The sequence below is a fragment of the Kitasatospora sp. cg17-2 genome, assembly GCF_054031055.1.
The window spans coordinates 7,077,091-7,101,097 of record NZ_CM132923.1 but is presented as its reverse complement, the minus strand read 5'-3'; the positions used below and the strand labels follow the sequence as shown (position 1 = coordinate 7,101,097).

19 protein-coding genes are annotated in these 24,007 nt (G+C 74.8%); 4 read left to right on the top strand and 15 right to left on the bottom strand.

The genetic code is table 11. The features are described from left to right. Positions 1-67: 67 nt before the first annotated feature. The 6 genes from ACW14Y_RS30020 to ACW14Y_RS29995 all read right to left on the bottom strand — a co-directional run bounded on the left by ACW14Y_RS30020 (position 68) and on the right by ACW14Y_RS29995 (position 8,665). Positions 68-661 (bottom strand): hypothetical protein, encoded by a 594-nt coding sequence (locus ACW14Y_RS30020; RefSeq protein ID WP_380299777.1) that lies wholly within the window; start codon positions 659-661, stop codon positions 68-70. A gap of 41 nt (positions 662-702) precedes the next feature. After that, positions 703-1,770, bottom strand: a complete 1,068-nt coding sequence (locus tag ACW14Y_RS30015) for a ParA family protein (protein ID WP_380299711.1) — start codon at positions 1,768-1,770, stop codon at positions 703-705. A gap of 471 nt (positions 1,771-2,241) precedes the next feature. Further along, on the bottom strand, positions 2,242-3,357 hold the full coding sequence (ald, locus tag ACW14Y_RS30010) for an alanine dehydrogenase (RefSeq protein ID WP_030396096.1): 1,116 nt from the start codon (positions 3,355-3,357) through the stop codon (positions 2,242-2,244). A gap of 261 nt (positions 3,358-3,618) precedes the next feature. Then, the gene (locus ACW14Y_RS30005; RefSeq protein ID WP_456983990.1) at positions 3,619-5,682 is read right to left on the bottom strand and encodes an AAA family ATPase; all 2,064 of its coding nucleotides are present in this window, start codon (positions 5,680-5,682) and stop codon (positions 3,619-3,621) included. 600 nt (positions 5,683-6,282) lie between these two features. Continuing rightward, complete coding sequence (locus tag ACW14Y_RS30000) at positions 6,283-6,927, bottom strand: NUDIX domain-containing protein (RefSeq protein ID WP_456983989.1); 645 nt, start codon at positions 6,925-6,927, stop codon at positions 6,283-6,285. 94 nt (positions 6,928-7,021) lie between these two features. Beyond that, a complete protein-coding gene (locus tag ACW14Y_RS29995) occupies positions 7,022-8,665 on the bottom strand; it encodes a CTP synthase (protein ID WP_380437307.1) in 1,644 nt (547 codons plus the stop codon). Positions 8,666-9,480: 815 nt separating this feature from the next. Here ACW14Y_RS29995 and ACW14Y_RS29990 point away from each other — a divergent pair. Continuing rightward, positions 9,481-11,496 (top strand): glycoside hydrolase family 15 protein, encoded by a 2,016-nt coding sequence (locus ACW14Y_RS29990; RefSeq protein ID WP_380391422.1) that lies wholly within the window; start codon positions 9,481-9,483, stop codon positions 11,494-11,496. Positions 11,497-11,515: 19 nt separating this feature from the next. Here ACW14Y_RS29990 and ACW14Y_RS29985 read toward each other — a convergent pair whose 3' ends face one another. The 3 genes from ACW14Y_RS29985 to yczE all read right to left on the bottom strand — a co-directional run bounded on the left by ACW14Y_RS29985 (position 11,516) and on the right by yczE (position 15,562). Further along, complete coding sequence (locus ACW14Y_RS29985; protein WP_380391424.1) at positions 11,516-12,685, bottom strand: glycosyltransferase family 4 protein; 1,170 nt, start codon at positions 12,683-12,685, stop codon at positions 11,516-11,518. A gap of 178 nt (positions 12,686-12,863) precedes the next feature. Beyond that, the gene (recN, locus tag ACW14Y_RS29980; RefSeq protein WP_380391438.1) at positions 12,864-14,597 is read right to left on the bottom strand and encodes a DNA repair protein RecN; all 1,734 of its coding nucleotides are present in this window, start codon (positions 14,595-14,597) and stop codon (positions 12,864-12,866) included. 191 nt (positions 14,598-14,788) lie between these two features. Continuing rightward, positions 14,789-15,562 (bottom strand): membrane protein YczE, encoded by a 774-nt coding sequence (gene yczE, locus ACW14Y_RS29975; RefSeq protein ID WP_380310490.1) that lies wholly within the window; start codon positions 15,560-15,562, stop codon positions 14,789-14,791. 135 nt (positions 15,563-15,697) lie between these two features. Between yczE and yczR the strand changes: the two genes are divergently transcribed. Further along, on the top strand, positions 15,698-17,221 hold the full coding sequence (gene yczR, locus ACW14Y_RS29970; RefSeq protein ID WP_456983987.1) for a MocR-like transcription factor YczR: 1,524 nt from the start codon (positions 15,698-15,700) through the stop codon (positions 17,219-17,221). Positions 17,222-17,275: 54 nt separating this feature from the next. Here the strand turns inward: yczR and ACW14Y_RS29965 are convergent, their stop codons facing one another. From ACW14Y_RS29965 to ACW14Y_RS29950, 4 genes are all read right to left on the bottom strand, one after another. Then, on the bottom strand, positions 17,276-18,178 hold the full coding sequence (locus tag ACW14Y_RS29965) for an NAD kinase (protein ID WP_340636286.1): 903 nt from the start codon (positions 18,176-18,178) through the stop codon (positions 17,276-17,278). 92 nt (positions 18,179-18,270) lie between these two features. Further along, positions 18,271-19,077, bottom strand: coding sequence for a TlyA family RNA methyltransferase (locus ACW14Y_RS29960; protein WP_456988287.1), 807 nt, complete (start codon positions 19,075-19,077; stop codon positions 18,271-18,273). A gap of 45 nt (positions 19,078-19,122) precedes the next feature. Beyond that, positions 19,123-19,338, bottom strand: a complete 216-nt coding sequence (locus ACW14Y_RS29955) for a hypothetical protein (RefSeq protein WP_456983986.1) — start codon at positions 19,336-19,338, stop codon at positions 19,123-19,125. Beyond that, the gene (locus tag ACW14Y_RS29950) at positions 19,331-20,182 is read right to left on the bottom strand and encodes a hypothetical protein (protein WP_456983985.1); all 852 of its coding nucleotides are present in this window, start codon (positions 20,180-20,182) and stop codon (positions 19,331-19,333) included. The genes ACW14Y_RS29955 and ACW14Y_RS29950 overlap by 8 nt, the downstream gene beginning before the upstream one ends. 186 nt (positions 20,183-20,368) lie before the next feature. Between ACW14Y_RS29950 and ACW14Y_RS29945 the strand changes: the two genes are divergently transcribed. After that, the gene (locus ACW14Y_RS29945) at positions 20,369-20,716 is read left to right on the top strand and encodes an SCP2 sterol-binding domain-containing protein (RefSeq protein ID WP_030396083.1); all 348 of its coding nucleotides are present in this window, start codon (positions 20,369-20,371) and stop codon (positions 20,714-20,716) included. Positions 20,717-20,768: 52 nt separating this feature from the next. Here ACW14Y_RS29945 and ACW14Y_RS29940 read toward each other — a convergent pair whose 3' ends face one another. Together ACW14Y_RS29940 and ACW14Y_RS29935 are read right to left on the bottom strand one after the other, a co-directional pair. After that, positions 20,769-21,812 carry an HAD-IIA family hydrolase gene (locus tag ACW14Y_RS29940; RefSeq protein WP_456983984.1) on the bottom strand — a complete coding sequence of 348 codons (1,044 nt, stop codon included), beginning with the start codon at positions 21,810-21,812 and terminating at the stop codon, positions 20,769-20,771. Between the two features lie 92 nt (positions 21,813-21,904). Further along, a complete protein-coding gene (locus tag ACW14Y_RS29935; RefSeq protein WP_380310478.1) occupies positions 21,905-22,519 on the bottom strand; it encodes a tetratricopeptide repeat protein in 615 nt (204 codons plus the stop codon). A gap of 93 nt (positions 22,520-22,612) precedes the next feature. Here ACW14Y_RS29935 and ACW14Y_RS29930 point away from each other — a divergent pair, with 93 nt between their 5' ends. After that, on the top strand, positions 22,613-23,983 hold the full coding sequence (locus ACW14Y_RS29930; protein WP_380310476.1) for a DUF1015 family protein: 1,371 nt from the start codon (positions 22,613-22,615) through the stop codon (positions 23,981-23,983). Positions 23,984-24,007 lie beyond the last annotated feature (24 nt).

The following is a 24,007-nucleotide window of genomic DNA, read 5'->3' as shown; positions in this document are numbered from 1 at the left end:
TCCCGAACGCCTGCCGACGCGCGAACCACGACCCGCCCCGGACCCCCCGCGGCCCCGAGGCACGGGCTCAGCGCCCGCGCAACCGCCGCACCAGGATGCTGGCCTCGCCGCGCTGCTCCAGGTCCGCCAGGACGACCGCGATGGCCTCCCGCACGATCCGGCCCCGGTCCACCGCCAGGCCGTGCTCGCCGCGGAGCACCAGCCGGGTGTGTTCGAGGTCCATCAGCTCCTCGGCGGACACGTACACGGTGATCTTCTCGTCGTGCCGCTCGCGCCCGCTGGGGCGGCGGGGGGCACGGCCACGCGGACGGGGCCGCCCCGCGGCACCCGTCTGGTCCTCGACCGCGCCGGCGTGCTGGCGCGGCGCCGGGGCCGAGGTCCGGCCGCCCGGCTGCGCGGGGGCGGGCACGGAGGCGCCCGCCGCACCGGTCTCGCGGCGCGCGCTCCGTCGGCCGCCCGCCTGGTCCCCGTCCCGGTCCGCGCCGTTCCCGGCGCGCTCCGGCCCCTCACCGCCGTCGGCCGGGCCGACGCCACCGGCTGCGGCGACCTCGTCGGCGCCCTCGGCGCCGTCCGGGTCACCGGCGCCGTTGACCGCCCGGGCGGTCTCCGGTCTGGGTGCCTCGACGGCCGAACGCGACGCGAGGGACGGCGAGAGCGCCATCCCGCCGGTGGTTCGGAACAGCTCGTCGGCCCCCGGGAGACTCACTCGGCGGGGCGGCACCGGTCGAGCACCTCCCTGGCGAGCTGGCGGTAGGCGGCGGCACCGACCGAATTGGTCGCGTACGTCGTGATCGGTTCGCCGGCGACGGTGGTCTCCGGGAAGCGCACGGTCCGCCCGATGACGGTGTGGAAGACGTGCTCGCCGAACGCCTCGACGACGCGTGCCAGCACCTCGCGGCTGTGCACGGTGCGCGAGTCGTACATGGTGGCGAGGATGCCGTCCAGCCGCAGCTCCGGGTTGAGCCGCTCGCAGACCTTCTCGATGGTCTCGGTGAGCAGCGCGACACCGCGCAGCGCGAAGAACTCGCACTCCAGCGGCACGATCACGCTGTGAGCGGCCGTCAGCGCATTGACCGTCAGCAGGCCCAGCGAGGGCTGGCAGTCGATGATGACGAAGTCGTAGTCGGGCAGCAGCGGCTTCAGGGCGCGCGCCAGCGCGGACTCCCGGGCCACCTCGCTGACCAGCTGCACCTCGGCGGCGGAGAGGTCGATGTTGGACGGCAGCAGGTCCATGCCCGGCACGGCCGTCTTCAGCAGCACCTCATCGGCCGTCAGCCCGCGCTCCATGAGCAGGTTGTAGACGGTGACGTCGAGTTCCATCGGGTTGACGCCGAGTCCGACGGAGAGGGCGCCCTGCGGGTCGAAGTCGACGAGCAGCACCCGGCGGCCGTACTCGGCGAGCGCGGCACCCAGGTTGATGGTCGACGTGGTCTTGCCGACGCCGCCCTTCTGGTTGCACATCGCGATGATCTGGGCGGGGCCGTGCTCGGCCACCGGCGCCGGGATCGGGAAGTACGGCAGCGGACGTCCGGTCGGGCCGATCCGCTCGCGGCGCTGACGCGCGGCGTCGGGGGCGAGCGTGGCCGCGTACTCCGGGTCCGGCTCGTACTCGGCGTCGGGGTCGTCGTAGGCGCCGTAGGCGAACTCTCCGTAGGCCAGGCCGTGGGCCGGCAGTTCGGCGTCGTAGTCGGTCACCGTGGTCACCTGTGCTGTGTTCTGGCGTGCTTCGAAAGTACGGAGAGCGACCGAGCCGACCTCGGCCGAGCCCACGGAGGCCTGCCTGGCCCCGGACTCCCCACTCGGCTGGCCGGCGGTGTGCTCCGCCAGTCCTGGCTGACCACCCCCGGGAGCAAATGTCGACTCATTCACAAGTCGTCTTACCTCCTTGGGCATCCAGGACTCTATGTCGATTCGTCAGCGTGGCAGCATGCCGACGGTTTGCGACTCTAGGCCGTTCAAGGCGTTCGCAGCAACACAATCCACGGTAGTGGGCAGGATGTGTCGACTATCGGGCAACCCTCTGTCAAGGGATGCGAGGGCCCTTGACCCTAACGTTTCTGCGGTGGGGTGACACGACCCACAGAAATTGACGACAGAGCGACCCACCCGTTCCGCCCCCGAAGTCGTCACCGGGTTCACCCGTCGTTCACACCCTCCGCGGGGACGCAGCGTGACCCCGCGGACGGGCACGGCGAAGCCCCCGACCCGAGGACATCGGGTCGGGGGCGACGCGGGGTCGTACTAGGCGAGCACGGACTCCAGGGAGACCGACTCCAGGCCGAACGCCTCGGCGACGGCGGCGAAGGTGATCTGGCCCTCGTGGACGTTCAGACCCTTGGCGAGCGCGGCGTCGCGGCGCAGCGCCTCCTTCCAGCCCCGGTTGGCCAGCTCGACGACGTACGGCAGCGTCGCGTTGGTCAGCGCGTAGGTGGAGGTGTTCGGGACGGCGCCCGGCATGTTGGCCACGCAGTAGAAGACCGAGTTGTGGACCTGGAAGGTCGGCTCGGCGTGCGTGGTGGCGTGCGAGTCCTCGAAGCAGCCGCCCTGGTCGATGGCGATGTCGACGAGCACGGAGCCCGGCTTCATGCGGGAGACCAGCTCGTTGGTGACGAGCTTCGGGGCCTTGGCACCCGGGATCAGCACCGCGCCGATGACCAGGTCGGCCTCGATGACGGCCTTCTCCAGCTCGAAGGAGTTGGACATGATGGCCTTGATCTTCGTGCCGAAGATCTTGTCGGCCTCGCGCAGCTTGTTGATGTCGCGGTCCAGCAGGGTCACGTCGTAGCCCATGCCGATGGCGATGGTGGCCGCGTGCCAGCCGGAGACGCCGCCACCGATGACGACGGCCTTGGCCGGGTGGGTGCCGGGGACGCCGCCCGGGAGGGTGCCGCGGCCGCCGGCCGGGCGCATCAGGTGGTACGAGCCGACCTGCGGGGCCAGCCGGCCCGCGACCTCGGACATCGGGGCGAGCAGCGGCAGGGCGCCGTTGGCGGTCTGCACGGTCTCGTACGCGATGGCGGTGGTGCCGGAGGCGACCAGCGCGTCGGTGCCGGCGCGGTCGGCCGCCAGGTGGAGGTACGTGAAGACCGTCTGGCCCTTGCGCAGGCGGTGGTACTCCTGCGCGATGGGCTCCTTGACCTTCAGCAGCAGGTCGGCGGTGGCCCACACCTCGTCGGCGGTGGGGAGGATGGTGGCGCCGGCGGCCACGTACTCCTCGTTCGGGATCGAGGAGCCGACACCGGCGTTGTCCTCGATGTAGACCTCGTGCCCGTTGCGGACGAGCTCATGCACGCCGGCGGGCGTGATGGCCACGCGGTACTCGTGGTTCTTGACCTCGCGGGGGATGCCGACCTTCACGGCTAAACACGTCCTCTTGCCATGGGGGTCCCTACCGGAGAAGACCGGCGGGCGACGCGCACGGGGGGAAGCCTCCGGATGGCACCGGGGCACGGCTCGCTGCGCGACTGAGTACGAGTGTAATGAAGCCCAGGCGGCCTGTCAGCCTTCCAAAGTGAATAAATCTGTCGAGCTCATTGGCAGGTTCGTAGGCTTCCATCGCGATCTTCCTGCCAAAGCCGTGCCGACCAGGCATATTCGACAATACTCCTGAACCGGGACCTACCACCCGGTGGAGACCCGTTCCCGCAGCTCGGCGAGGGCGGCGGCGACGGCCTCCCGGCCCCGTTCGTCACCGATCCGGCGCAGCACCGAGAGGGAGGCCCGGTACTCCCGCTCGGCCTCGTCGAACCGGCGCTGGGCCGCGTGCGCCTCGGCCACCCTGGCCAGCAGCCGGGCCTCGGCGGCCTGGTCCCCCATCGACTGCCGGACACCCAGCGCCCGGCCGTACCAATCGGCGGCGCGCACGGCATCGCCGAGCGCCCGGTGGCAGCCCGCCGCGCCCTCCAGCGCGCGGGCACAGAGCGCCTCGTCGTCGGCGGTCCTGGCGTGCTCCAGGGCGGCCCGGTAGTGCCCGGAGGCCTGCTCCCAGCGGCCCGCTGCGGCCTGGAGGTCGCCCAGGTTGAGCAGCGCGGCCGAGGCCCGGCGCGGCCGGCCGTGGCGCTCGGCCACCGTCAGCACCAGCTCGTGCAGCTGGTGCAGGTCGGCCGGGGCGGCGGCGCCGGTCAGCGGCAGCGACCGGAGCAGCGCGGTGACCAGCCGGCCCGCCGAACCGTCCAGGTCGCCCTGGCCGATCGCGTCGGCGACCGCGCCGAGCAGCGGGTCCCGCTCGCCGAGCAGCCACTCCCGGGCATGGGCGGCGGACTTCAGCCGCAGCGGGCCGGGCAGCGGATCGGGCCCGGCGCCCTCGGACGGGTCGAGCAGCGAGCGGGCCGACTCGGTGAGCCGGACCAGCCGCTCCAGCAGCCGGGCCCGGGCCAGCTCGATCTCGGCGGGCCGGTCGTCCCGCTCGCGCAGCCGGACCAGCCGGGGGTGGAGCCGGCCGGGGACGCGGTAGCGGGCGGTGCCGTCGGCGGCCGGCGGCTCCTCGGCCAGCAGCTCCCGCTCGGCGAGCGCGGCCAGGGTCGTCGCGGCCTCCGGGGCCGGACAGCCGACCAGCGCGGAGGCGGTGCGCGGGTCCGCGGACTGGGCGGGGGCCAGGGTGAGCGCGCGCAGCATCCGGGCCTGCGCGGCGGTCAGACCGGCGTAGGCCAGGGTGAAGGCGCCCACCAGCGGGTCGTTGTCGGGCACCGGGACGGGTTCGGCGGGCTCCGGCCCGGGCCGGACCCAGGCGGCCGGGTCGCGGGCCGGCTCCGCCGGCGGGTCCACCGCGGCGGCGGGCTCCGACCTGGTCACGGCCGCCCCGCGCCGCCCCTTGCCCCGCTCCCCCTTGCCCTTCCCGTTCGACGCCGGCGGGTCCACGGCCTCCGCCGGCTCCTTCACGCCCTCCGGCTCCGCCTTCCCGGCCTCGGCGACGGCCCGCAGCAGCTCCTTCGCCGCCTCCGTCACCGCCAGCTCCGGCTTGCCGCGCAGCCGCCCGGCCATCAGCCGCAGCGCCGCCGGCTGGGAGCCGCAGGCCTCCGCCAGGTCCGCCGCGCCGACCGGGTCGCAGCCGATCCTGGTGCCGCCGACCAGGTCGCCGAGCAGTTCGGCGGCGGCCGTCCGGTCGAGCCCGCCGAGGATGACCGGATCGATGTCCTCGATCCCGGTGAGCGGCCCGGCCGTGGTGGCGAGCACCAGGCAGCCGGGCTCGTCCGCGAGCAGCGGCCACAGCTGTCCGGCGTCCCGGACGTCGTCCAGCACCAGCAGCACCCGCCGCCCGGCCAGCGCGGCGCGCAGCGCGACGCACGCCGGGTCGTCCCGGCCGTCCCCGGCGGCGCCGGGCAGCGGGACCTCGGCGGTGTCCGCGCCGAGCTGCTCCAGCAGCCGGCGGGCGGCCCTGGCGGGCGGCACCCGGCCGCCGTCGGGGGCGGACAGCCGGGCGAACAGCACACCGTCGGGGTACTGGCCGGCGACGGTGACCGCGAACCGGACGGCCAGCGCGGTACGGCCCGAACCGGGCCGCCCGGCCAGCACCAGCACCGGACTGCGGCCCTCGGCCGGACGCACGGCGGCGGCCCGGAGCGCGGCCAGCTCGGTGCGCCGGCCGACGAACAGGGCGGGGCCGGCGGGCAGCCGGTCCAGCCCGGGAACACGCTCGGCGGGCGCGCCGGTCCCGGCCTCCATGGTCGCCGTCTTCCTCGCCACCCGCGCCACTCCCGACGTCACCCAGCACCGACCGGCGGCCGCCCGCAGACGGACGCCCCGTCTGCGAAGCGTAGTTCGGCCGTCCGCCCCGACCGAGGTGACATCCGGTCGTACGAACCGGTAAATCACCCCCCCGGCCCCAAGCCCGCCAGAACTCACCCCTGGCACCCCCGCCCGGACACCACGGAAGCACCCACCGCCGGTCCCGAAACCCCACCCACCGGGCCCGGAGCCGCGAGCGCGCCGAAAAGGCCCGCCGACCGGTCACCGACCCCCGCACCCCGGACCCCCACCCACCGGGCCCGGGACCACGAACGAGCCGAAAAGACCCGCCGACCGGTCACCGACCCCCGCACCCCGGACCCCCACCCACCGGGCCCGGGACCACGAACGAGCCGAAAAGGCCCGCCGACCGGTCACCGACCCCCGCACCCCGGACCCCCACCCACCCGCCGTGACCCCCGCCAAGCACGGACCGCGAGCGAGCCGAAGGGGCGCGCCGGTGCCGAAAGGGAGAAGCGAGGACGACGCGACGAAGGAGCGGCGTTGGAGCGCCGACCGTCGGCACCGGACAAGAGCGCCCCGGAGGCGAGCCGAGCCCTAAGAAAAGGGCCTCGCGGGCCACGGCGAGTCCGCCGCCCGCAGCGCGTCCAGCCCCCCGGGCCCGTGCAGGGCCGCGTACACGGCCAGGGTCCCGGTGATCAGGGTCGGGTTGTGCAGCTCGCCGGCGTGGATCAGCCGGACCAGTTCCTCGACCGGTACCCGGGCGGACTCAAGCTCCAGCTCCTCCCCGTGCGCCTCGTACCGCTCCCCCTCGGCCTCGGACAGGTCGGTGGCGAGGAAGAGCCGCAGTGTCTCGTCGGTGCCGCCGGGAGAGGTGTAGAAGTCGACCAGCACCCGCCATTCCCCGGCCTTGCAGTGCGCCTCCTCGTACAGCTCGCGCTGGGCGGCGTGCAGCGGGTTCTCGCCGGGCACGTCGAGCAGTCCGGCCGGCAGCTCCCAGAGGCGCTGGCGGACGGGGTGGCGGTACTGGCGCAGGATCAGCACCCGCTGCCGCTCGTCCAGGGCGAGGACGGAGACCGATCCGGGGTGGGTCTGGTAGTCCCGGCGGGCCCAGCTGCCGTCGGGCATCAGGACCTCCTCGGTCCGCACCCCGGTGACCCGGCCCTGGAAGGGGGTGGTGCTCCCCCGGATCTCCCACTCCTCGGCCACGTCGGCGACATCGGCGGTGCTGCGGTCGTCCATCACGCTCTCCCCTTTTCGTCAGTACGACACAATCTAACGCCGAACGGCGGCCCCGCAGGAATTGCGGGACCGCCGTCCGGGGAACGGACCGGGACTACTCGGCGTCGGCCGGGGCCGTCTTGATCTCGATCGCGGCCTTGACCAGACCCGCGAACAGCGGGTGCGGGCGGGTCGGCCGGGACTTCAGCTCCGGGTGGGCCTGGGTGGCCACCAGGTAGGGGTGCACCTCGCGCGGGTACTCGACGTACTCGACCAGGTCGCCCTTCGGGGAGAGGCCGGAGAACTGCAGGCCGGTCTTCTCCAGGTCCGCGCGGTACGCGTTGTTGACCTCGTAGCGGTGGCGGTGGCGCTCCTCGACGTACTGCTCGCCGGCGTAGACCTCGCGCACGATCGAGCCCTCGGCGAGCTTGGCCGGGTAGAGGCCCAGACGCATGGTGCCGCCCAGGTCGCCCTTGCCGTCGACGATGGCCAGCTGCTCGGCCATGGTGGAGACGACCGGGTGCTTGGCGGCGGCGTCGAACTCGGTCGAGTTGGCCTCGGGCAGGCCGGCCAGGTTGCGGGCGGCCTCGATGACGACGCACTGCAGGCCCAGGCAGAGGCCGAGCAGCGGCACCTTGTTCTCGCGGGCGAAGGTGATCGCGCCGACCTTGCCGTTGACGCCTCGGTCGCCGAAGCCGCCGGGGATGCAGATCGCGTCCACGTCGCCGAGCTGCTCGCGGGCACCCTCGGGGGTCTCGCAGTCGTCCGAGGTGACCCACTTGATCTCGACCCGGGCGTTGTTGGCGAAGCCGCCGGCGCGCAGCGCCTCGGTCACCGACAGGTAGGCGTCCGGGAGGTCGATGTACTTGCCGACCAGGGCGACCTTGACGATGTGCTGCGGCTCGTGGACGCGGCGCAGCAGGTCGTCCCAGGTGGTCCAGTCCACGTCGCGGAACGGCAGGTCCAGGCGGCGGACGACGTAGGCGTCCAGGCCCTCGCCGTGCAGCACCTTGGGGATGTCGTAGATCGACTTGGCGTCGATGGCCGCGACCACGGCCTCCTCGTCGACGTCGCACATCAGCGAGATCTTGCGCTTGATGGCCTGCGGGACCTCGCGGTCGGCGCGCAGCACGATGGCGTCGGGCTGGATGCCGATGTTGCGCAGCGCGGCGACGGAGTGCTGGGTCGGCTTGGTCTTGAGCTCGCCCGAGGGGCCGATGTAGGGGAGCAGCGAGACGTGCACGAAGAAGACGTTGTCCCGGCCGACCTCGTGGCGGACCTGGCGGACGGCCTCCAGGAACGGCAGCGACTCGATGTCGCCGACGGTCCCGCCGACCTCGGTGATCACCACGTCGACGTCCTCGGTCGCCATCCGGCGGATCCGGGACTTGATCTCGTTGGTGATGTGCGGGATGACCTGGACGGTGTCGCCCAGGTACTCGCCGCGGCGCTCCTTGGCGATGACGGTCGAGTACACCTGGCCGGTGGTGACGTTGGCCGACCCGTGCAGGTTGGTGTCGAGGAACCGCTCGTAGTGACCGATGTCGAGGTCGGTCTCGGCGCCGTCGTCGGTGACGAAGACCTCACCGTGCTGGAACGGGTTCATGGTGCCCGGGTCCACGTTGAGGTACGGGTCGAGCTTCTGCATCGTCACGCGCAGGCCGCGGGCCTTGAGCAGGGCACCGAGGCTGGAGGCGGTGAGGCCCTTGCCGAGCGACGAGGCGACACCCCCGGTGACGAAGAGGTGCTTGGTCGTCACGGCGCGGCCGTTCGATGCCTTGCCGGAATGGGGCTGTGCCAAGAGGGGGCTCCCGTGGGTCGCGTGTCGAAGGTGACGTGGTGGGAGGCTCGCGGCTCGCCGTCGCGACGGGGGAGGGCGGTGCTGCGCACGGGGCCCTGAGGGTCGTCGGTTCGGCCGGTCCGGGGCGTTTGATCCCACCGGTCCACGGGATACCAGGGTATCAGTGACCCGGCCCGGACGCGTTCCGGCCCGCCGTCGGCGGGCCCCGGGGCCCCGGTTTCCGGTCGGGAAGCCGCGGGGGCGCTCCCGGGGCGCACGCCAGGCGCACCACCGGCGCACCTTCCGGCGCAACCGTCACATCCGTCGCACCACCCGCCCGTCCGGGCCACCCGGGGGCGGTCCGGAGCCCTCGGCCGGGCCATCGGCTGATCCCCACTTCGTGCCATCCGGAGCTGATCCTTCCGAGCCATCCTGACGGCCGCTCCCGCGATGCGCGGTATTTCCGCCGAAATGCGGCGCCACATCGCGCTGCGCCCGCGTGCTTCGCCCCTTTCGTCCGTCGTAAGCTGCTCGGACGCATCGCCGACAACACGAGCTCGCGGAGGGCGTGGGAGGGTCAGGAACCTCTCGGTCCCCGATGCGCGACCGGACCTCCCCGCAGTGCCGCTCCTCCCTCCCACCCAGAGGCTCGACCGAGCCCTCGCGGATCCTCCGGCAAAGCCCGCCACCACCCCGGAGGGCCGGACGTCCCAGGGTGGCCCCGGTCCCGCGGTCCCGCTGGCTCCCCCTCGGATCGCCGATGCGTCGTGACCACATTGCGAACTGGAGATCACGTGGCCGGCCGTATCGAGGACTACGCACTCATCGGGGACATGCAGACCGCCGCCCTCGTCAGCAGGGACGGAGCGGTCGACTGGCTCTGTCTGCCCCGGTTCGACTCGCCGGCGGTGTTCGCCGGCCTGCTCGGCACCGACGAACACGGCTTCTGGCGGATCGGCCCCGCCGAGGCGGTGGCCACCGCACTGCCGCACCCGGCCACCGCGCCCGCCGCCGAACCGGCCGGTCCCCCGGCCGTGCCGCCGAGGCTCGCCGACACCGGCGACCTGAGGGTCCCGCCGCCCACCGCGGCCGCCCCCGCCGTGCCCGCCGACCGCCGCCGCTACCGGGGCGACTCGCTGATCCTGGAACAGGAGTGGGACGCCCAGGGCGGCACCGTCCGGGTCATCGACTTCATGCCGCCCCGCCCGCTGGCCGGGAAGGACGCCGTGCCGCAGGTGATCCGGATCGTCGAGGGCGTGGCCGGCACCGTCCGGATGCGCTCCGCGCTGCGGATGCGCTTCAGCTACGGCCGGGTCGTCCCCTGGGTGCACCGGGTGGAGCAGCCCGACGGCGGTCACCGCACCGTCGCCGTGGCCGGGCCGGACTCGGTCTGGCTGGACGGCGAGGCCGACACCTACGGGCGCAACCTCACCACCTATGCCGACTTCACCGTCCGGGCCGGCGAACGGATCGCCTTCGCGCTCACCTGGCAGGCCTCCCACCTGGAGCAGCCGACCCCGCCGGACGCCGAGGGACTGCTCGACGCCACCGCCGACTTCTGGCTCGACTGGGTCGGCCAGTGCACCTACCAGGGCCCCTACCGGGAGGCCGTGGTCCGCTCGCTGATCACCCTCAAGGGCCTCACCTACGCCCCCACCGGCGGGATCGTGGCCGCGCCCACCACCTCGCTGCCCGAGGACATCGGCGGCGAGCGCAACTGGGACTACCGCTACACCTGGCTCAGGGACGCCGCGATCACCCTCTCCTCGCTGCTCCGCACCGGCTACCGCGACGAGGCCAAGGCCTGGCGCGAGTGGCTGCTGCGCGCGGTCGCGGGCGACCCGGAGAACCTCCAGATCATGTACGGCATCGCCGGCGAGCGCGAGCTCACCGAGTCCGCGCTGGACTGGCTGCCCGGCTACGAGGGCTCGCAGCCGGTACGGGTCGGCAACGGCGCGGCCGGCCAGCTCCAGCTGGACGTCTACGGCGAGGTGGTCGAGGCCCTGCACCTGGCCCACATGACCGGGCTGGTCCGCAACGACCACGCCCACCACCTCCAGCTGCGGCTGATCGAGTACCTGGAGGACCACTGGACCGAGCCGGACGAGGGCATCTGGGAGGTCCGCGGACCGCGCCGGCACTTCGTCCACTCCAAGGTGATGGCCTGGGTGGCGGTGGACCGCACCATCAAGCTGCTGGAGCAGACCCCCGAGGACGCCCCGGCCGGCGGCCAGCTGGAGCGCTGGCGGGAGCTGCGCGACACCATCCACCGGGACGTCTGCGAGCGGGGCTACGACCCCGGCCGCAACACCTTCACCCAGTACTACGGCGGCAAGGAGCTGGACGCCTCGCTGCTGCTCATCCCGCAGGTCGGCTTCCTGCCGCCGGACGACAAGCGGGTGATCGGCACCATCGAGGCGATCCAGCGCGAGCTGTCCACCGAGGACGGCTTCGTGCTCCGCTACCCGACCCACGACGAGTCGGGGAACAACGTCGACGGCCTCTCCGGCCACGAGGGCGCCTTCCTGGCCTGCTCGTTCTGGCTGGCCGACGACCTCGCCATGATCGGCCGGGTGCAGGAGGCGCGGGAGCTGTTCGACCGGCTGCTGTCGCTGCGCAACGACCTCGGGCTGCTCGCCGAGGAGTGGGACCCGCGGCTCAAGCGCCAGGTCGGCAACTTCCCGCAGGCCTTCAGCCACGTCCCGCTGATCGACACCGCGCTGCGGCTCACCGCCTGCGGCGGCGCCTACCTGTCGGCCCAGCCGGACGGCCCGGCCGCCGAACGGGCCGGCGAGCAGGCCACCGTCTGACCCGCCGCCACCGTCGCGCTCACCCGTTGCGCTGCACCAGCTCGTCGTAGGTGCTGAGCACCTGGGCGACGGTGGCGGCCTCGTCCGGCCAGGTCTCCGCCTGCTGCCGGCCGGCCGCCACCAGGCGCTCGCGGCGCTCCGGGTCGGCCAGCAGTTCCCGCACCGCCCGGCCGAGGGCCGCCGGGTCGCCGGGCGGGACCAGCACGGCGGCGTCGCCGACCAGTTCGGGGATGCCGCCGACGGCGGTGGCGACCACCGGCACGCCGGCCCGCATCGCCTCCTGCACCACCAGCGAGCGGGCCTCCCAGCGGCTGGGGAGCACCAGCACGTCGGCGGCGGCCAGCAGGTCGGACACATCGGTGCGGTAGCCGAGCAGCCGCACCGGCAGCTTCTCGGCGGCCACCCGCTCGCGCAGCCCGGCGGCCTCCGGGCCGTCCCCGGCCAGCAGCACCAGCGGCTCGGGCGTCAGCACGGCGAGGTCGCGGGCCGCGTCCAGCAGCAGTCCGAAGGCCTTCTGCGGGACGAGCCGGCCCACCGCGAGGACGAGCGGGCGGTCCGGGCCGCCGCCGAGCAGGGCCGCCCTGGCCCCGGCCCTGGGCAGCCGTGCCTCGGGCATCGGCGGGGCCGCGACCGGGCCCAGCCGGGCGTCGGTGGCACCGAGTTCGCGGGCCCGGGCCACCAGGTCGGAGGAGGCGCCCAGGACGAGGTCGGCGGCGCGCGCCACCCGGCGCTCCATCAGCCGCTGGAGGCGGCGCTCCATGCCGGTGGCGTCCAGCGCGTGGTGCGAGGTGACCACCAGCGGCGTCTCCGGGCGCAGGCCCGGGAAGCGGCCCGCGGTGCGCAGCGCGAGGTCGGACAGCAGGCCCGCGCGCAGACCGTGGGCGTGCACCACGTCGGCGCCGGTGAAGGCCCGGCGCAGCTCGCCGATCGCGGTGGCGTCGCTGCGGGCGCCCGCGGTCGGGGTGATGTCGACCAGGTGGAACCGCGCACCGGTGCGGGAGAAGCCGAACAGCGCGTCCGCGCCGGCGGGGGCGCACACCGTGACGGTCACTCCGTGTGCGACCAGGCCCTGGGCCAAGGAGCGCACGTGCGCACCGATGCCGCCGCTACTGGCGGCCAGGACGAGCACCGCGTGCAGCTGCCCCGGTTCGGGGGTGGCCGCGGCTGCCCGGGCTGCGGAATGGTCCACGTCGTCTCGCATCCGACTCGATCAGCTACGCGCGCCCCGGGCGGGGGTTGCCCGCCGGTGGCGCTCGGGACAGGAAGGGCCAGTGTCCAGCCGCCACCATGCCAGGTCGGCGGCCCTCTTGGACAGTCGGCGCCCCCGGCGGGGCGCGTCGTCGCCGGTCCGCCGGGGCCGCCCGGGTTCAGCGGTGACGGGGGGCGCGGGCCGCGGCGAGCAACTCCTCCGCGTGCGCCCGACCGAGTTCGGAGTCCTCCAGGCCGGCCAGCATCCGGGAGAGCTCGCGGACCCGCTCCTCGTCGGTCAGCACCTTGACGCCGCTTCGGGTCACGGTGCCGTCGTTGGTCTTCTCGACCACCAGGTGGCGGTCGGCGAAGGCCGCCACCTGCGGCAGGTGGGTGACGACGACGACCTGGGCGCTCTCGGCGAGCTTGGCGAGCCGGCGGCCGATCTCCACCGCCGCCTTGCCGCCGACGCCCGCGTCCACCTCGTCGAACAGATAGGTGGGGACGGGGTCGGCGCCGGCGAAGACCACCTCGACGGCGAGCATCACCCGGGACAGCTCGCCGCCCGAGGCGCCCTTGGCGATCGGCCGGGGCTGGGCGCCGGGGTGCGGGGCCAGCAGTACCTCGACCTCGTCCACGCCGTGCGGGCCGTAGGCGACGGTCCGGCCCTCGACCTCGATCCCGGACAGGTCGTCGACCTGGCTGATCGCGAAGGTGACCCGGGCGTGCGGCATGGCCAGTTCGGCGAGCTCGGCGGAGACGGCCGCCGCGAAGCGTCCGGCGGCGGCCTGCCGGGCGGCCGAGACCTCGGCCGCGAGTTCGGCCAGCTCGCCGCGCAGCTCGGTCTCCCGGGCGCCGAGCTCGTCGATCCGGTCGTCGTCGCCGTCGAGCTCGGAGAGCCGGGCGGAGCCGGACTCGGCCCAGGCGATCACCTCGGCCAGCGAATTCTCCGGGCCGCCGTACTTGCGCAGCAGCTGGGACAGCACGGCCCGGCGGTCCTCGACGGCGGCCAGCCGGACCGGGTCGGCGTCCAGGTCGTCGGCGTAGCCGGCCAGGTCGCCGGCCACGTCGGCGAGCAGGTAGCCGACCTCGTTGAGCCGGTCGGCGAGGGCGGCGAGCCGCTCGTCGTGGTGCCGGACGGCGTCCAGCGCGCGGCGGGACTGGGCGAGCAGGGTGCCCGCGTCCAGCGCCTCCGGGTCGGCCGGGTCGCCGGCCAGGGCGGCGTGGGCGAGGGTCGCGGCGGAGGAGAGCGCGTCGGCGTGGCCGAGCCGCTCGGCCTCGGCGGACAGTCCCTCGTCCTCGCCCGCGACCGGTTCGGCGGCGGCGACCTCGTCGAGGCCGAACCGCAGCAGGTCGGCCTCCTGGGCCCGCTCGCGGGCCCGGGTGGTCAGCTCCTCCAGCGTCGAGGAGACCTCGCGCAGCCGGCGGTACACCTCGCGGTAGCGGGCCAGCGGCTCGGCCACCGACTCGCCCGCGTACCGGTCCAGGGCGCCGCGCTGGCGGGCCGGGCGCAGCAGCCGCTGCTGGTCGGTCTGACCGTGCACGGCGACGAGGTCCTCGCCGAGCTCGGTGAGCAGGCCGACCGGGACGGACCGGCCGCCGACGTGGGCGCGGGAGCGGCCCTCGGCGGAGACGGTCCGGCTGATCAGCAGCGCGCCGTCGTCCAGCTCGGCACCGGCCTCGACGGCGCGGGCCGCCACCGGCGAGCCGGGCGGCAGTTGGAGGCGCCCCTCGACGACCGCGCGCTCGCTGCCGTTGCGCACCAGGCCCGGGTCGGCCCGGCCGCCGAGCAGCAGGCCGAGGCTGGTCACCACCATCGTCTTGCCGGCTCCGGTCTCCCCGGTCACCGCTGTGAAGCCGGGGGCCAGCTCGACGACAGCGTCGTCGATGACCCCGAGATCCCGTATCCGCATCTCGTCCAACACGGAGACGACCTTACGAGGTTCCGCACCCGCCGCGCGACGAGCGGCAACGACGCGCGGCAACTCCGTGCCCCCAAGTTCATCCGTTCCGGGCGTTTCCGGACGGGCCGCGCCGGGAGCCGGGGCGGTCCTCCGTGTCCGCCCCACCGGCCGACCCGCCCGGGGACGGGCCGGGCGACCGGTTACGCGCCCGGACCGGACTTTCCGGCCGTTCCGGCCTGCTCGGCGGTGGGCACGGTGAACCAGGGCAGGAAGAACTGCGCGAGCGGGCCGATCGCCAGCGCGTACGCGACGGTGCCGACCCCGGCCGTGCCGCCGAGCAGGACGCCCACCGCCAGCACCACCAGCTCGATCCCCGTGCGGATCAGCCGCAGCGAGCCCCCGGTGCGCCGGTGCAGCCCGGTCATCAGCCCGTCCCGCGGCCCCGGGCCCAGCCGGGCGCCGATGTAGAGCCCGGTGGCCAGGCCGTTGAGCACGATCGCGGTCACCATCAGCACGATCCGGACCGGAAGCGCCCCCGGCGTGCCGACGAAGCGCAGGGTGAGGTCCATCGCGGCGCCGATCAGCAGCACGTTGGCGACCGTGCCGACCCCGGGCAGCTGGCGCAGCGGGATCCACAGCAGCAGCACCAGGGCCCCGCAGATGGTGACCCAGGCCCCCACCGAGAGGCCGAAGCTGCCCTGGAGCCCCTGGTGGAACACGTCCCACGGGTCGAGCCCGAGGCCGGAGCGGAGCATCAGGCCCATGCTGCCGCCGTAGAGGGCGAGGCCGACCACCAGCTGCGGCAGGCGGCGGCCCAGGGCGTGGGTGTCGCCCAGCAGCCGCAGCAGCGGACCGGGCCGGGCGGCCGCACCGGCGGGGGCGGCACCGGCCGCACCGGCGGCGGGGGACGGCGACGCGGGCCCGGCCGGGCACTCGGACGGGGACGGGGACGGGAGGGCGCTCGTGGTGGCCATGGGATCTCCGGACAGGTGGTGCTGCACCGCCGGCGGACCGGCCCGACGGTGGCGGTCTCTACAGCCGCCCTGCCATGATGGCCAAGCCAATACGGCCCACGACAGGGCCAATCACGAGTAAGTGGACTGATCACCTTGGCCGACTGGCAGACCACCGTCGCTCCCCCCGCGCTCGCCCGGCTGCTCGCCACCGCCCGACTGCCCGAACCGCCCGGCGCCGCCCGGCGCCCCGCCTACCGCGCGCTCGCCGCCCGGATCCGGCTGCTGGTCTCCGAGGGCCGGCTGCCGGTCGGCGCCCGACTGCCCGCCGAACGCGAACTCGCCCTGGCCCTCGGGCTCAGCCGCACCACCGTCGCCACCGCCTACGAGGCCCTGCGCGCCGAGGGCTACCTGCACAGCCGACGCGGCGCCGGCAGCTGGACCGCCCTGCCCGAGGGCTCCGCCCCGCCCAGCGACGCCCTGCACCCCGTCCCGCCGGACGAGCAGGGCAACATCCTGGACCTCGGCGTCGCCGCGCTGCCCGCCCCGCAGCCCTTCCTCTCCGCCGCCGCGGCCCGCGCCGTCGAACAGCTGCCCGCCTACGCCGCCGACCACGGCCACTACCCGACCGGCGTCCCGGTGCTGCGCGAGGCCGTGGCCCGCCGCTACACCGAGCGCGGCCTGCCGACCACCCCGGACCAGATCCTGATCACCATCGGCGCGATGGGCGCCCTGCACCTGGTCCGGCAGGCCCTGCTCGGCCGGGGCGACCGGGTGGCCGTCGAGGCCCCCAGCTACGCCCACACCCTCCAGGCGCTGCGGCTCAGCGAGGCCCGACCGGTCCCCGTCCCCCTCGTCGGTCCGCCCCCGGGGGCGGACCGCGCGGACGGACCGCGCTGGGACCTCGCCGAGTGGCGGCGGGTGCTGGGCGGGGCCGCGCCGAAGGCCGTCTACGTGATCCCCGACTTCCACAACCCCACCGGCGCGCTGATCGACGAGGAACAGCGGCGCGACCTGCTCGCCGCCGCCCGGTCCGCCGGCGCCGTGGTGCTGGTCGACGAGACCACCGCCGAACTCGGCTGGGGCGTGCCCGCGGACGTACCGCTCCCCCGCCCGACCGCCGCGCTGGACCGCGCCGCCCAGGTGGTCACCGTCGGCTCGGCCGGGAAGCTGCTCTGGGGCGGCCTGCGGATCGGCTGGGTGCGCGCCGCCCCCGCGCTGGTCCGCCGACTGGCCACCACCCGGGTCTACAGCGACGTCGGCGCCCCCGTACTGGACCAGCTGATCGCCGCCGAGCTGCTGGCCGAGGACCTGCCGGCCGTCCGCGCCCACCAGCTGACCCGGCTGCGGGACACCGCCGAGGCGTTCGCCACCGCCCTGCGCGAGCAGCTGCCGCACTGGCGCTTCACCGTGCCGCCCGGCGGGCTGTCGTTCTGGGTCGCCACCGGCGGGGTGTCGGGCACGGCGCTGGCCCGGGCCGGCGAACGCTCCGGGGTCCGGCTCGCGGCCGGCAACCGGTTCGGCTCCGACGGCGCCTTCGAGCACCACATCCGGATCCCGCTCACCGTGCCCGCCCCGGCCGTGCCGGCCGCGGTCCGTCGGCTGGCGGAGACCGCCGCCCGCGCCGAGGACGACGGCGGATGGCGGGGCACCGACGACAACCAGCCGCTCGCGGTCTGACGGAGCGGTGGACCGGGCGACGCCGAGTCACCCGGTCCGCCCGCTCCGCGGAACTCAGGCGGTGTCCGCCCGGCCGCGCCAACCGGTCACCGGCAGCGCGAACTTGGCCACCAGCCGGTCGGTGAACGGCGCCCGGTGCAGCCTGGCCAGCCGCACCGGCGTCTGCCCCCGGCGCACCTCCACCCGCGCCCCGGCGGGCAGTTCGACCGAACGCCGGCCGTCGCACCACAGCACCCCGTGCGGGGTCTTCGGCTGCACCTCCACCGCCAGCACCGAGTCCGGCGAGGCCACCAGCGGCCGGGCGAACAGCGCGTGCGCGCTGATCGGCACCATCAGCAGGGCCTCCACCTCGGGCCAGACCACCGGCCCGCCGCCGGAGAACGCGTACGCCGTCGAGCCGGTCGGCGTCGCGCACACCACGCCGTCGCAGCCGAAGTTGGAGACCGGGCGGCCGTCGACCTCGGTCACCACCTCGAGCATCCGCTCCCTGGCCGCCTTCTCGATCGAGGCCTCGTTCAGCGCCCAGTCGTGGTGCACCACGTCACCGTTGGTCCGGACGATCACATCGAGGGTCATCCGCTCCTCGACCTCGTAGTCGGCGTCGACCACCCGCTCGACCACCACCGCCAGGTCGTCCCGCTCCGCCTCGGCCAGGAAACCGACCCGGCCCAGGTTGATGCCGAGCATCGGCAGCCCGTGCTCGCGCGCCAACTCCGCCCCGCGCAGCAGGGTCCCGTCCCCGCCGGCGACCAGGATCAGCTCGCAGCCGTCGGCCGCGCCCGGCCCCCCGGCCACCGTCTCCACGCCGTCCGGCAGGTCCAGGTCGACCGCCTCGGCAGCCAGCAGTCTGATCCGGATCCCCGCCTTCAGCAGGCCGTGCACCAGTCCCTCGACACTGCGCAGCGCCGCCTCGCGGCCCGTGTGCGCGATCAGGAAGACCGTACGTTCATCACTCATGCCCGCTGCCCTCTCCCTACGCCGGCCGGGTCGTCGTCGGCCCGGTACGGCCGCGCCACCCAGCATGACGGACCGGACGTCCGCAGAGCACCCTATCGGGGGCCTTCGGCGACAGCCCGGTCCGCCTCCGCGGGGTCCAGCTGCGGTGCGTCCCGGCGCATCCAGAGGAAGTACTCGACATTGCCCGACGGCCCCGGCAGGGGGCTCGCGGTCACCGCCCGCACACCCAGCCCGAGCTGCCAGGCCTGCCCGGCCACCTGGCGCACCATCTCGGCGCGCAGCTGCGGGCTGCGCACCACGCCGCCGCTGCCGAGGCGCTCCTTGCCGATCTCGAACTGCGGCTTGACCATCAGCACCAGGTCCGCGTCCGGGGCGGCGCAGCCGGCCAGCGCGGGCAGCACCAGGCCCAGCGAGATGAAGGAGAGGTCCCCCACCACCAGGTCGACCGGGGTGCCGCCGATCGTCTCCGGGGTCAGCTCCCGGACGTTGGTGCGGTCCATCACGGTCACCCGGTCGTCGCTCTGCAGCGACCAGGCCAGCTGCCCGTAGCCGACGTCCACCGCCAGCACGTGGGCGGCGCCCGCCCGCAGCAGCACATCGGTGAACCCGCCGGTGGACGCGCCCGCGTCCAGCGCCCGGCGGCCCTCGACCACCAGACCCTGCGGCACGAACGCCGCGAACGCCCCGGCGAGCTTGTGGCCGCCGCGCGACACGTAGTCGGGATCGTTGTCGTCCGCGGCCACCACGACCGCCGCCGCGGTCTCCACCTGGGTGGCCGGCTTGGTCGCGGTGGTCCCGCCGACGGTCACCCGGCCGGCCGCGATCAGCTCGGAGGCGTGCTCCCGGGACCGGGCCAGCTTGCGGCGGACCAGCTCCGCGTCGAGTCGGCGTCGTGCCACTGCCACTGGTGTTTCAGCTCCTACGGTGGTTCCCGCTCGCCCCGGTCAGTCCCGGTCGAGCGCGGCCAGCGTGTCGGCGAGCCGCTGATGGACATCTTCGTACACCGCGACGTGTGCGTCGGTCGGCACCCCGTCCAGCGCCGCCAGCCGGGCCAGCCCGGCGTCCACCGCCGGGTGCCCGGTGGACGCGAGCTCGACGCCGAGCGGCAGCGGCTCACCGGGGGCGGGGACGGGGACGGTCCGGCTCTCCGGTTCAGGCATCGGGCTTCTTCGTGGTGCTGGTCCGGCGGACCGTGGTCTTCCGGGTGGCGGTGCGCTTGGCGGGCGGCTGCTCGGCCCCGGCCTCGGCCGGCTTCTTGGCGGCCGTCGCCCCCTTCGCGGTCGAGGTCTTCTTGACGGCGGTCTTCTTCACCGCCGTCTTCTTGGCCGCCGCCTTCTTCGCGGCCGGCGCGGCCTTCTTCGCCGCGGCGGGCTTCCGCGCCGCCGCCTTCTTCGCGACGGTCTTCTCCGGGGCCTGCTCCGCGATCTGCCCCGGGGTCTGCTCCGCGGTCTTCGCGTCGGTCGTCGCGGCGGCCTTCGCCGAGGGGGCCGCCACCGCCGTCCCGTTCGGCGGCACCGGCGGGTCGACCTCGACCGGCTCGTCCACCACTATCCGCTCGGCCCCCGCCGAACCCCTCGTCTCCTGCTCCCAGCCGTCCTCGAACAGCCCGCCGGCCCGGGGCGCGGGCGGCGGCCCGGCCTGCTCCGGCGACGCCCCCTCGTCCTCCTCCTCGACCTCGCGCAGCTTGCTCTCCAGGTAGGCCAGCACCACGCCCACCTTGGTCACCTGGTCGCCGACCTTCTCGAAGACCTTCTCGACCTCGCCGCGCGCCACCCCGACGGCCAGGTCCACCCCGGCCCGCCCGGCGGTCACCGCCTCCTCGGCGAGCGTCTGCAAGGACTGCGCCGACGGAGGGAACTGCCCGCCGAAGCGGCGCTCCACCTCCGTGACGTCGATCCCGCCCTTCTCCAGCAGACCGGCCGCCGTTCCGACGACCCGCTTGCCGACCTCCTCCACCAGTACGGCCGCGGCCGCCACCGCTCCTCGTACCGTCTTCGGCAGCATCCGGGTGCCTCCCATTCGCCTGCGCGCATCGCTCCGTCGCCACGGCGCCCGGACGGATCCGGGCATCCCACCGACGACGCTACCGCCAAAACCCTCCTGCGGTAGCGTGGCCCGGCAGTCGGCCGCCACCGGACCCCGGCACCCGCCGGGGACGCGGCGGCCCGTCCGGGGAGGGGATCCACCGCCATGGCCAACGCCGAGGAGTGCCGCGAGGCGCTGGAGCAGCTCAGCCGCAACCTTGCCAAGGCCACCGGCGACGTCCGCACGGCGGCCGGCCTCGACCGCTCGCTGAGCTGCCGGATCACCGACCTCGACCTGACCTTCACCGGGCAGCTGCGCGCCGGGAGCATCCAGGACGTCGAGCAGCACCCCGGCAGCCCGACCGCGAAGGCGGACATCCGACTCACCATGAGCAGCGACGACCTGCTCGCCCTGGTCGGCGGCCGGCTCAACTTCGCCTCGGCCTGGGTCGGCGGCCGGGTCAAGCTGGAGGCAGGCTTCCGCGACCTGCTGCGGCTGCGCACCCTGCTCTGACCCGGCCACCGACCGGCCACCGACCGGCCACCGCCCAGGAGCGGCCCCGGGCTCAGAAGCCCAGCTCGGCCAGCGCCTTCCGCCCGTCCACCGGCTCGCCGTCCGCGTCCAGCGCCGTCCAGGCCGCCGCGCACAGCGCCCGCAGACCGTCCCAGCGGTCCGCCCCGACACCCTCCAGCCGCAGCACGCCGCCCTGCGCCACCGCGACGAAGCCGCCGCAGCCGAACCCGCCGCCCGCCCCGGGCGTGACCGGCGCGTGCGCGGTCAGCAGACCCCGCAGGTCCTCCGCCAGGTACGTCGGCCGGTGCTCGACCGGGGCCGCCAGCAGCTGCGCCGCCGTCGTCACCCCGGTGAACACCAGCAGGCTGTCCACCCCGCCGTTGAACGCGCCCTCGATGTCGGTGTCCAGCCGGTCACCGACCACCAGCGGCCGCTTCGCCCCGGTCCGCAGCACCGTCTCGCGGTGCATCGGCGGCAGCGGCTTGCCCGCCACCTCCGGCTCCACCCCGGTCGCCGCCCGCACCGCCGCCACCAGCATCCCGTTGCCCGGCGCGATCCCGCGCGCGGTCGGCACCGTCACATCGGTGTTGGACGCCACCCACGGCAGCCCGGACTGCACCGCGTAGGAGGCCTCCGCCAGATGCGTCCACCCCACCGAGGCGTCGAAGCCCTGCACCACCGCCAGCGGCTCCTCGGCCAGGGTCCGGACCGCGACCAGGCCGCGCTCGGCCAGCGCCTCCTCCAGCCCGAGCCCGCCGACCACCAGCACCTTCGCACCGGCCGGCAGCTTCTCGGCGAGCACCCGGGCGGCGGCCTGGGCGGAATTGATCACGTCCGCCGCCTCGGCCGGCACCCCCAGCTCGGTCAGGTGCTCGGCGACCACCCGGGGCGGCCGGGAGGCGTTGTTGGTCACGTACGCCAGCCGCATCCCGGCGGCGCGGGCCGCGTCGAGCGACTCCACGGCGTACTCGATCGCGTTCGGGCCGGCGTACACCACGCCGTCGAGGTCCAGCAGTGCCGTGTCGTACGCCTCGGTCAGCGGCAGCTCGCTGCCGCCCGGGGCGGTCCGTCGCACGGTGGTGGCCGTTTCGGTCATGCCTGCTCTACCTCACTCATCGCGTCAGTCGTACTCGTCCGCCGGGAGTCCCCGCGGCGGCCGGAACCGCACCCGTCAGGCACCGCACCGGCTCAACCGTCCTGCCGGTCCCGATCACCGGTCGGCTCCGGACCCGCCGTGGTTCCCGGACCCGACCCGGTTCCCGGACCGTCCGCCCCGGCCGGCGGCTCCAGGTAGCCCGGCGCCCCCGGCAGCAGCGGACCGAACCCCCCGGCCCGGGCCGTCAGCGTCGCCCGGGTCTGCCGCAGCGCCGCCCGGTAGTGGTCGTTCTCCGGCCGCATCGCCACGGCCAGCGCCAGATGCTCGGCGGAGGCCTCGAAGTCGCCCAGCCGGGCCGCCGCCACACCCCACCCGAACTGAGCGTAGTCGTCCGACGGATCGGCCAGCGCCACGGTCCGGAAGTTCTCCAGCGCCGCCGCGTACGACCCCGCGTCGAACTGCGCCCGGGCCAGCGCCTCCCGAATACTGCGCGAGTCCGGCTCGGCCGAGGCCGCCCGGGCCAGCAGCTGCTCGGCCGCCGCCGGGTTCCCCTGCGCGAGCAGCCGCGCACCCCGGCGGAACCACTCGTAGACGTCCCCCTCGGGCTCACCGGACCGCTGCTGCTGGCCCGACGAAACCGTCCCCCCACCACCGGTGTCCGCACCGCCACCAGCGCCGTCGTCCACCCGCTCGTCGCGCTCGTCCACCCCGAACCTCGCCCTCGGTCACGACACCCGGCCACCGGTCCGGCACGGGTGTTCCGATCTCTGAACAACGCGTACCCGGTTACGATGCCCAGAATGAGCACACCCAGTGCAGAAAGCGGAGTGGAGTCTCCGCAGGGCGGCCCCGGCAATCCCGGCCACGTCGCCACCGCAGGCCTGTCCCTGTCCCCGTTCCGCGGCCTCCGCTACGACCCCGACCGGGTCGGCGCCCTGGCCGCCGTCACCTCACCGCCGTACGACGTCGTCGACCCCGGCCGAAGGCTCGACCTGGAGACCGCCGACCCGCACAACGTGGTCCGGCTGATCCTCCCGCGCCCCGAGCCCGAGGACACCGGCGACCGCCCCGACCGCGACACCCGCTACCGGCACGCCGCCAGGCTGCTGCGCGAGTGGCAGCGCGAGGGCGTCCTGGCCGCCGACCCCGAGCCGGCCCTCTACGTCTACGAGCAGCGCGTCCCCGCCGCCGACGGCAGCGCGGAGGTCCTCCAGCGCGGACTCATCGGCGCCCTCGCCGTCAGCGGCAGCGAGGCCGGCGTGGTCCTCCCCCACGAGGACGTGATGCCCCGACCGGTCGCCGACCGGGTCGGCCTGATGCGCACCACCCGGGCCAACCTCGAACCGCTGCTGCTCACCTACCGGGGCAGCGGCGGGGCGTCCGACGTGATCGAACGCGCCGTCCGCGCCGAGCCGCTGCTCACCACGACCACCACCGACGGCACCCACCACCGGCTGTGGGCGGTCACCGACCCGGCCGAGATCGCCGAGATCGGTCGCGACCTGGCGACCTGCCGCGCCCTCATCGCCGACGGCCACCACCGCTGGGAGATGTACCTGCGCCTCCAGCGCGAGCACCGGCACCTGCCCCGCAGCCCCTGGGACCGGGGCCTGGTGCTGCTGGTCGACACCGCCCGCTATCCGCTGCGGGTGCGGGCCATCCACCGGGTGCTCTACCGGCTGCCGGTCGAGGAGGCCCTGGCCCGGCTCGGCGGCCAGTGGCAGGTCAAGGAGGTCCCCGGCCCGCTGGACGGCGCGCTGCAGGCACTCTCCGAGCAGAAACGCCACGGCGGCAGCGGCTTCCTGCTCACCGGCGGGGACGGCGTCTACCACCTCGTCACCGACCCCGACGAGGCCCTGCTCGACGCCACCGTGCCGCAGGACAAGCCCGAGGAGTGGCGTCACCTGGACGCCACCGTCCTGCACGCCACCCTGCTCGACCACACCTGGCGGGTCCCGGACGGCCCGGACGACATCGGCTACCTGCACACCGCGGTCGCCGCCGAGCGCGAGGCCGCCCGCAGCGGCGGCACGGCCGTGCTGCTGCACCCGGTGCGGGAGAGCGTGGTCCGCCGGCTCGCCGAACAGGGCGTCACCATGCCGCGGAAGTCCACCTCCTTCGGCCCGAAGCCGGCCACCGGTCTGGTGCTGCGCAACCTGGAGCTGGGCTGACGCCGCAGCGGCTCCGAACGCAGT

What these genes read in the sequence shown, in the direction of transcription:
- ACW14Y_RS29945 (WP_030396083.1), top strand. Translation starts at nt 20,369, where the DNA reads ATGGCCAACGCCGAGGAGTGCCGCGAGGCGCTGGAGCAGCTCAGCCGC.
- ACW14Y_RS29930 (WP_380310476.1), top strand. Translation starts at nt 22,613, where the DNA reads ATGAGCACACCCAGTGCAGAAAGCGGAGTGGAGTCTCCGCAGGGCGGC.
- ACW14Y_RS30000 (WP_456983989.1), bottom strand. Translation starts at nt 6,927, where the DNA reads ATGGACGACCGCAGCACCGCCGATGTCGCCGACGTGGCCGAGGAGTGG.
- ACW14Y_RS30020 (WP_380299777.1), bottom strand. Translation starts at nt 661, where the DNA reads ATGGCGCTCTCGCCGTCCCTCGCGTCGCGTTCGGCCGTCGAGGCACCC.
- ACW14Y_RS29955 (WP_456983986.1), bottom strand. Translation starts at nt 19,338, where the DNA reads ATGCCTGAACCGGAGAGCCGGACCGTCCCCGTCCCCGCCCCCGGTGAG.
- ACW14Y_RS29940 (WP_456983984.1), bottom strand. Translation starts at nt 21,812, where the DNA reads ATGACCGAAACGGCCACCACCGTGCGACGGACCGCCCCGGGCGGCAGC.
- yczE (WP_380310490.1), bottom strand. Translation starts at nt 15,562, where the DNA reads ATGGCCACCACGAGCGCCCTCCCGTCCCCGTCCCCGTCCGAGTGCCCG.
- ACW14Y_RS29950 (WP_456983985.1), bottom strand. Translation starts at nt 20,182, where the DNA reads ATGCTGCCGAAGACGGTACGAGGAGCGGTGGCGGCCGCGGCCGTACTG.
- ACW14Y_RS29965 (WP_340636286.1), bottom strand. Translation starts at nt 18,178, where the DNA reads ATGAGTGATGAACGTACGGTCTTCCTGATCGCGCACACGGGCCGCGAG.
- recN (WP_380391438.1), bottom strand. Translation starts at nt 14,597, where the DNA reads ATGCGGATACGGGATCTCGGGGTCATCGACGACGCTGTCGTCGAGCTG.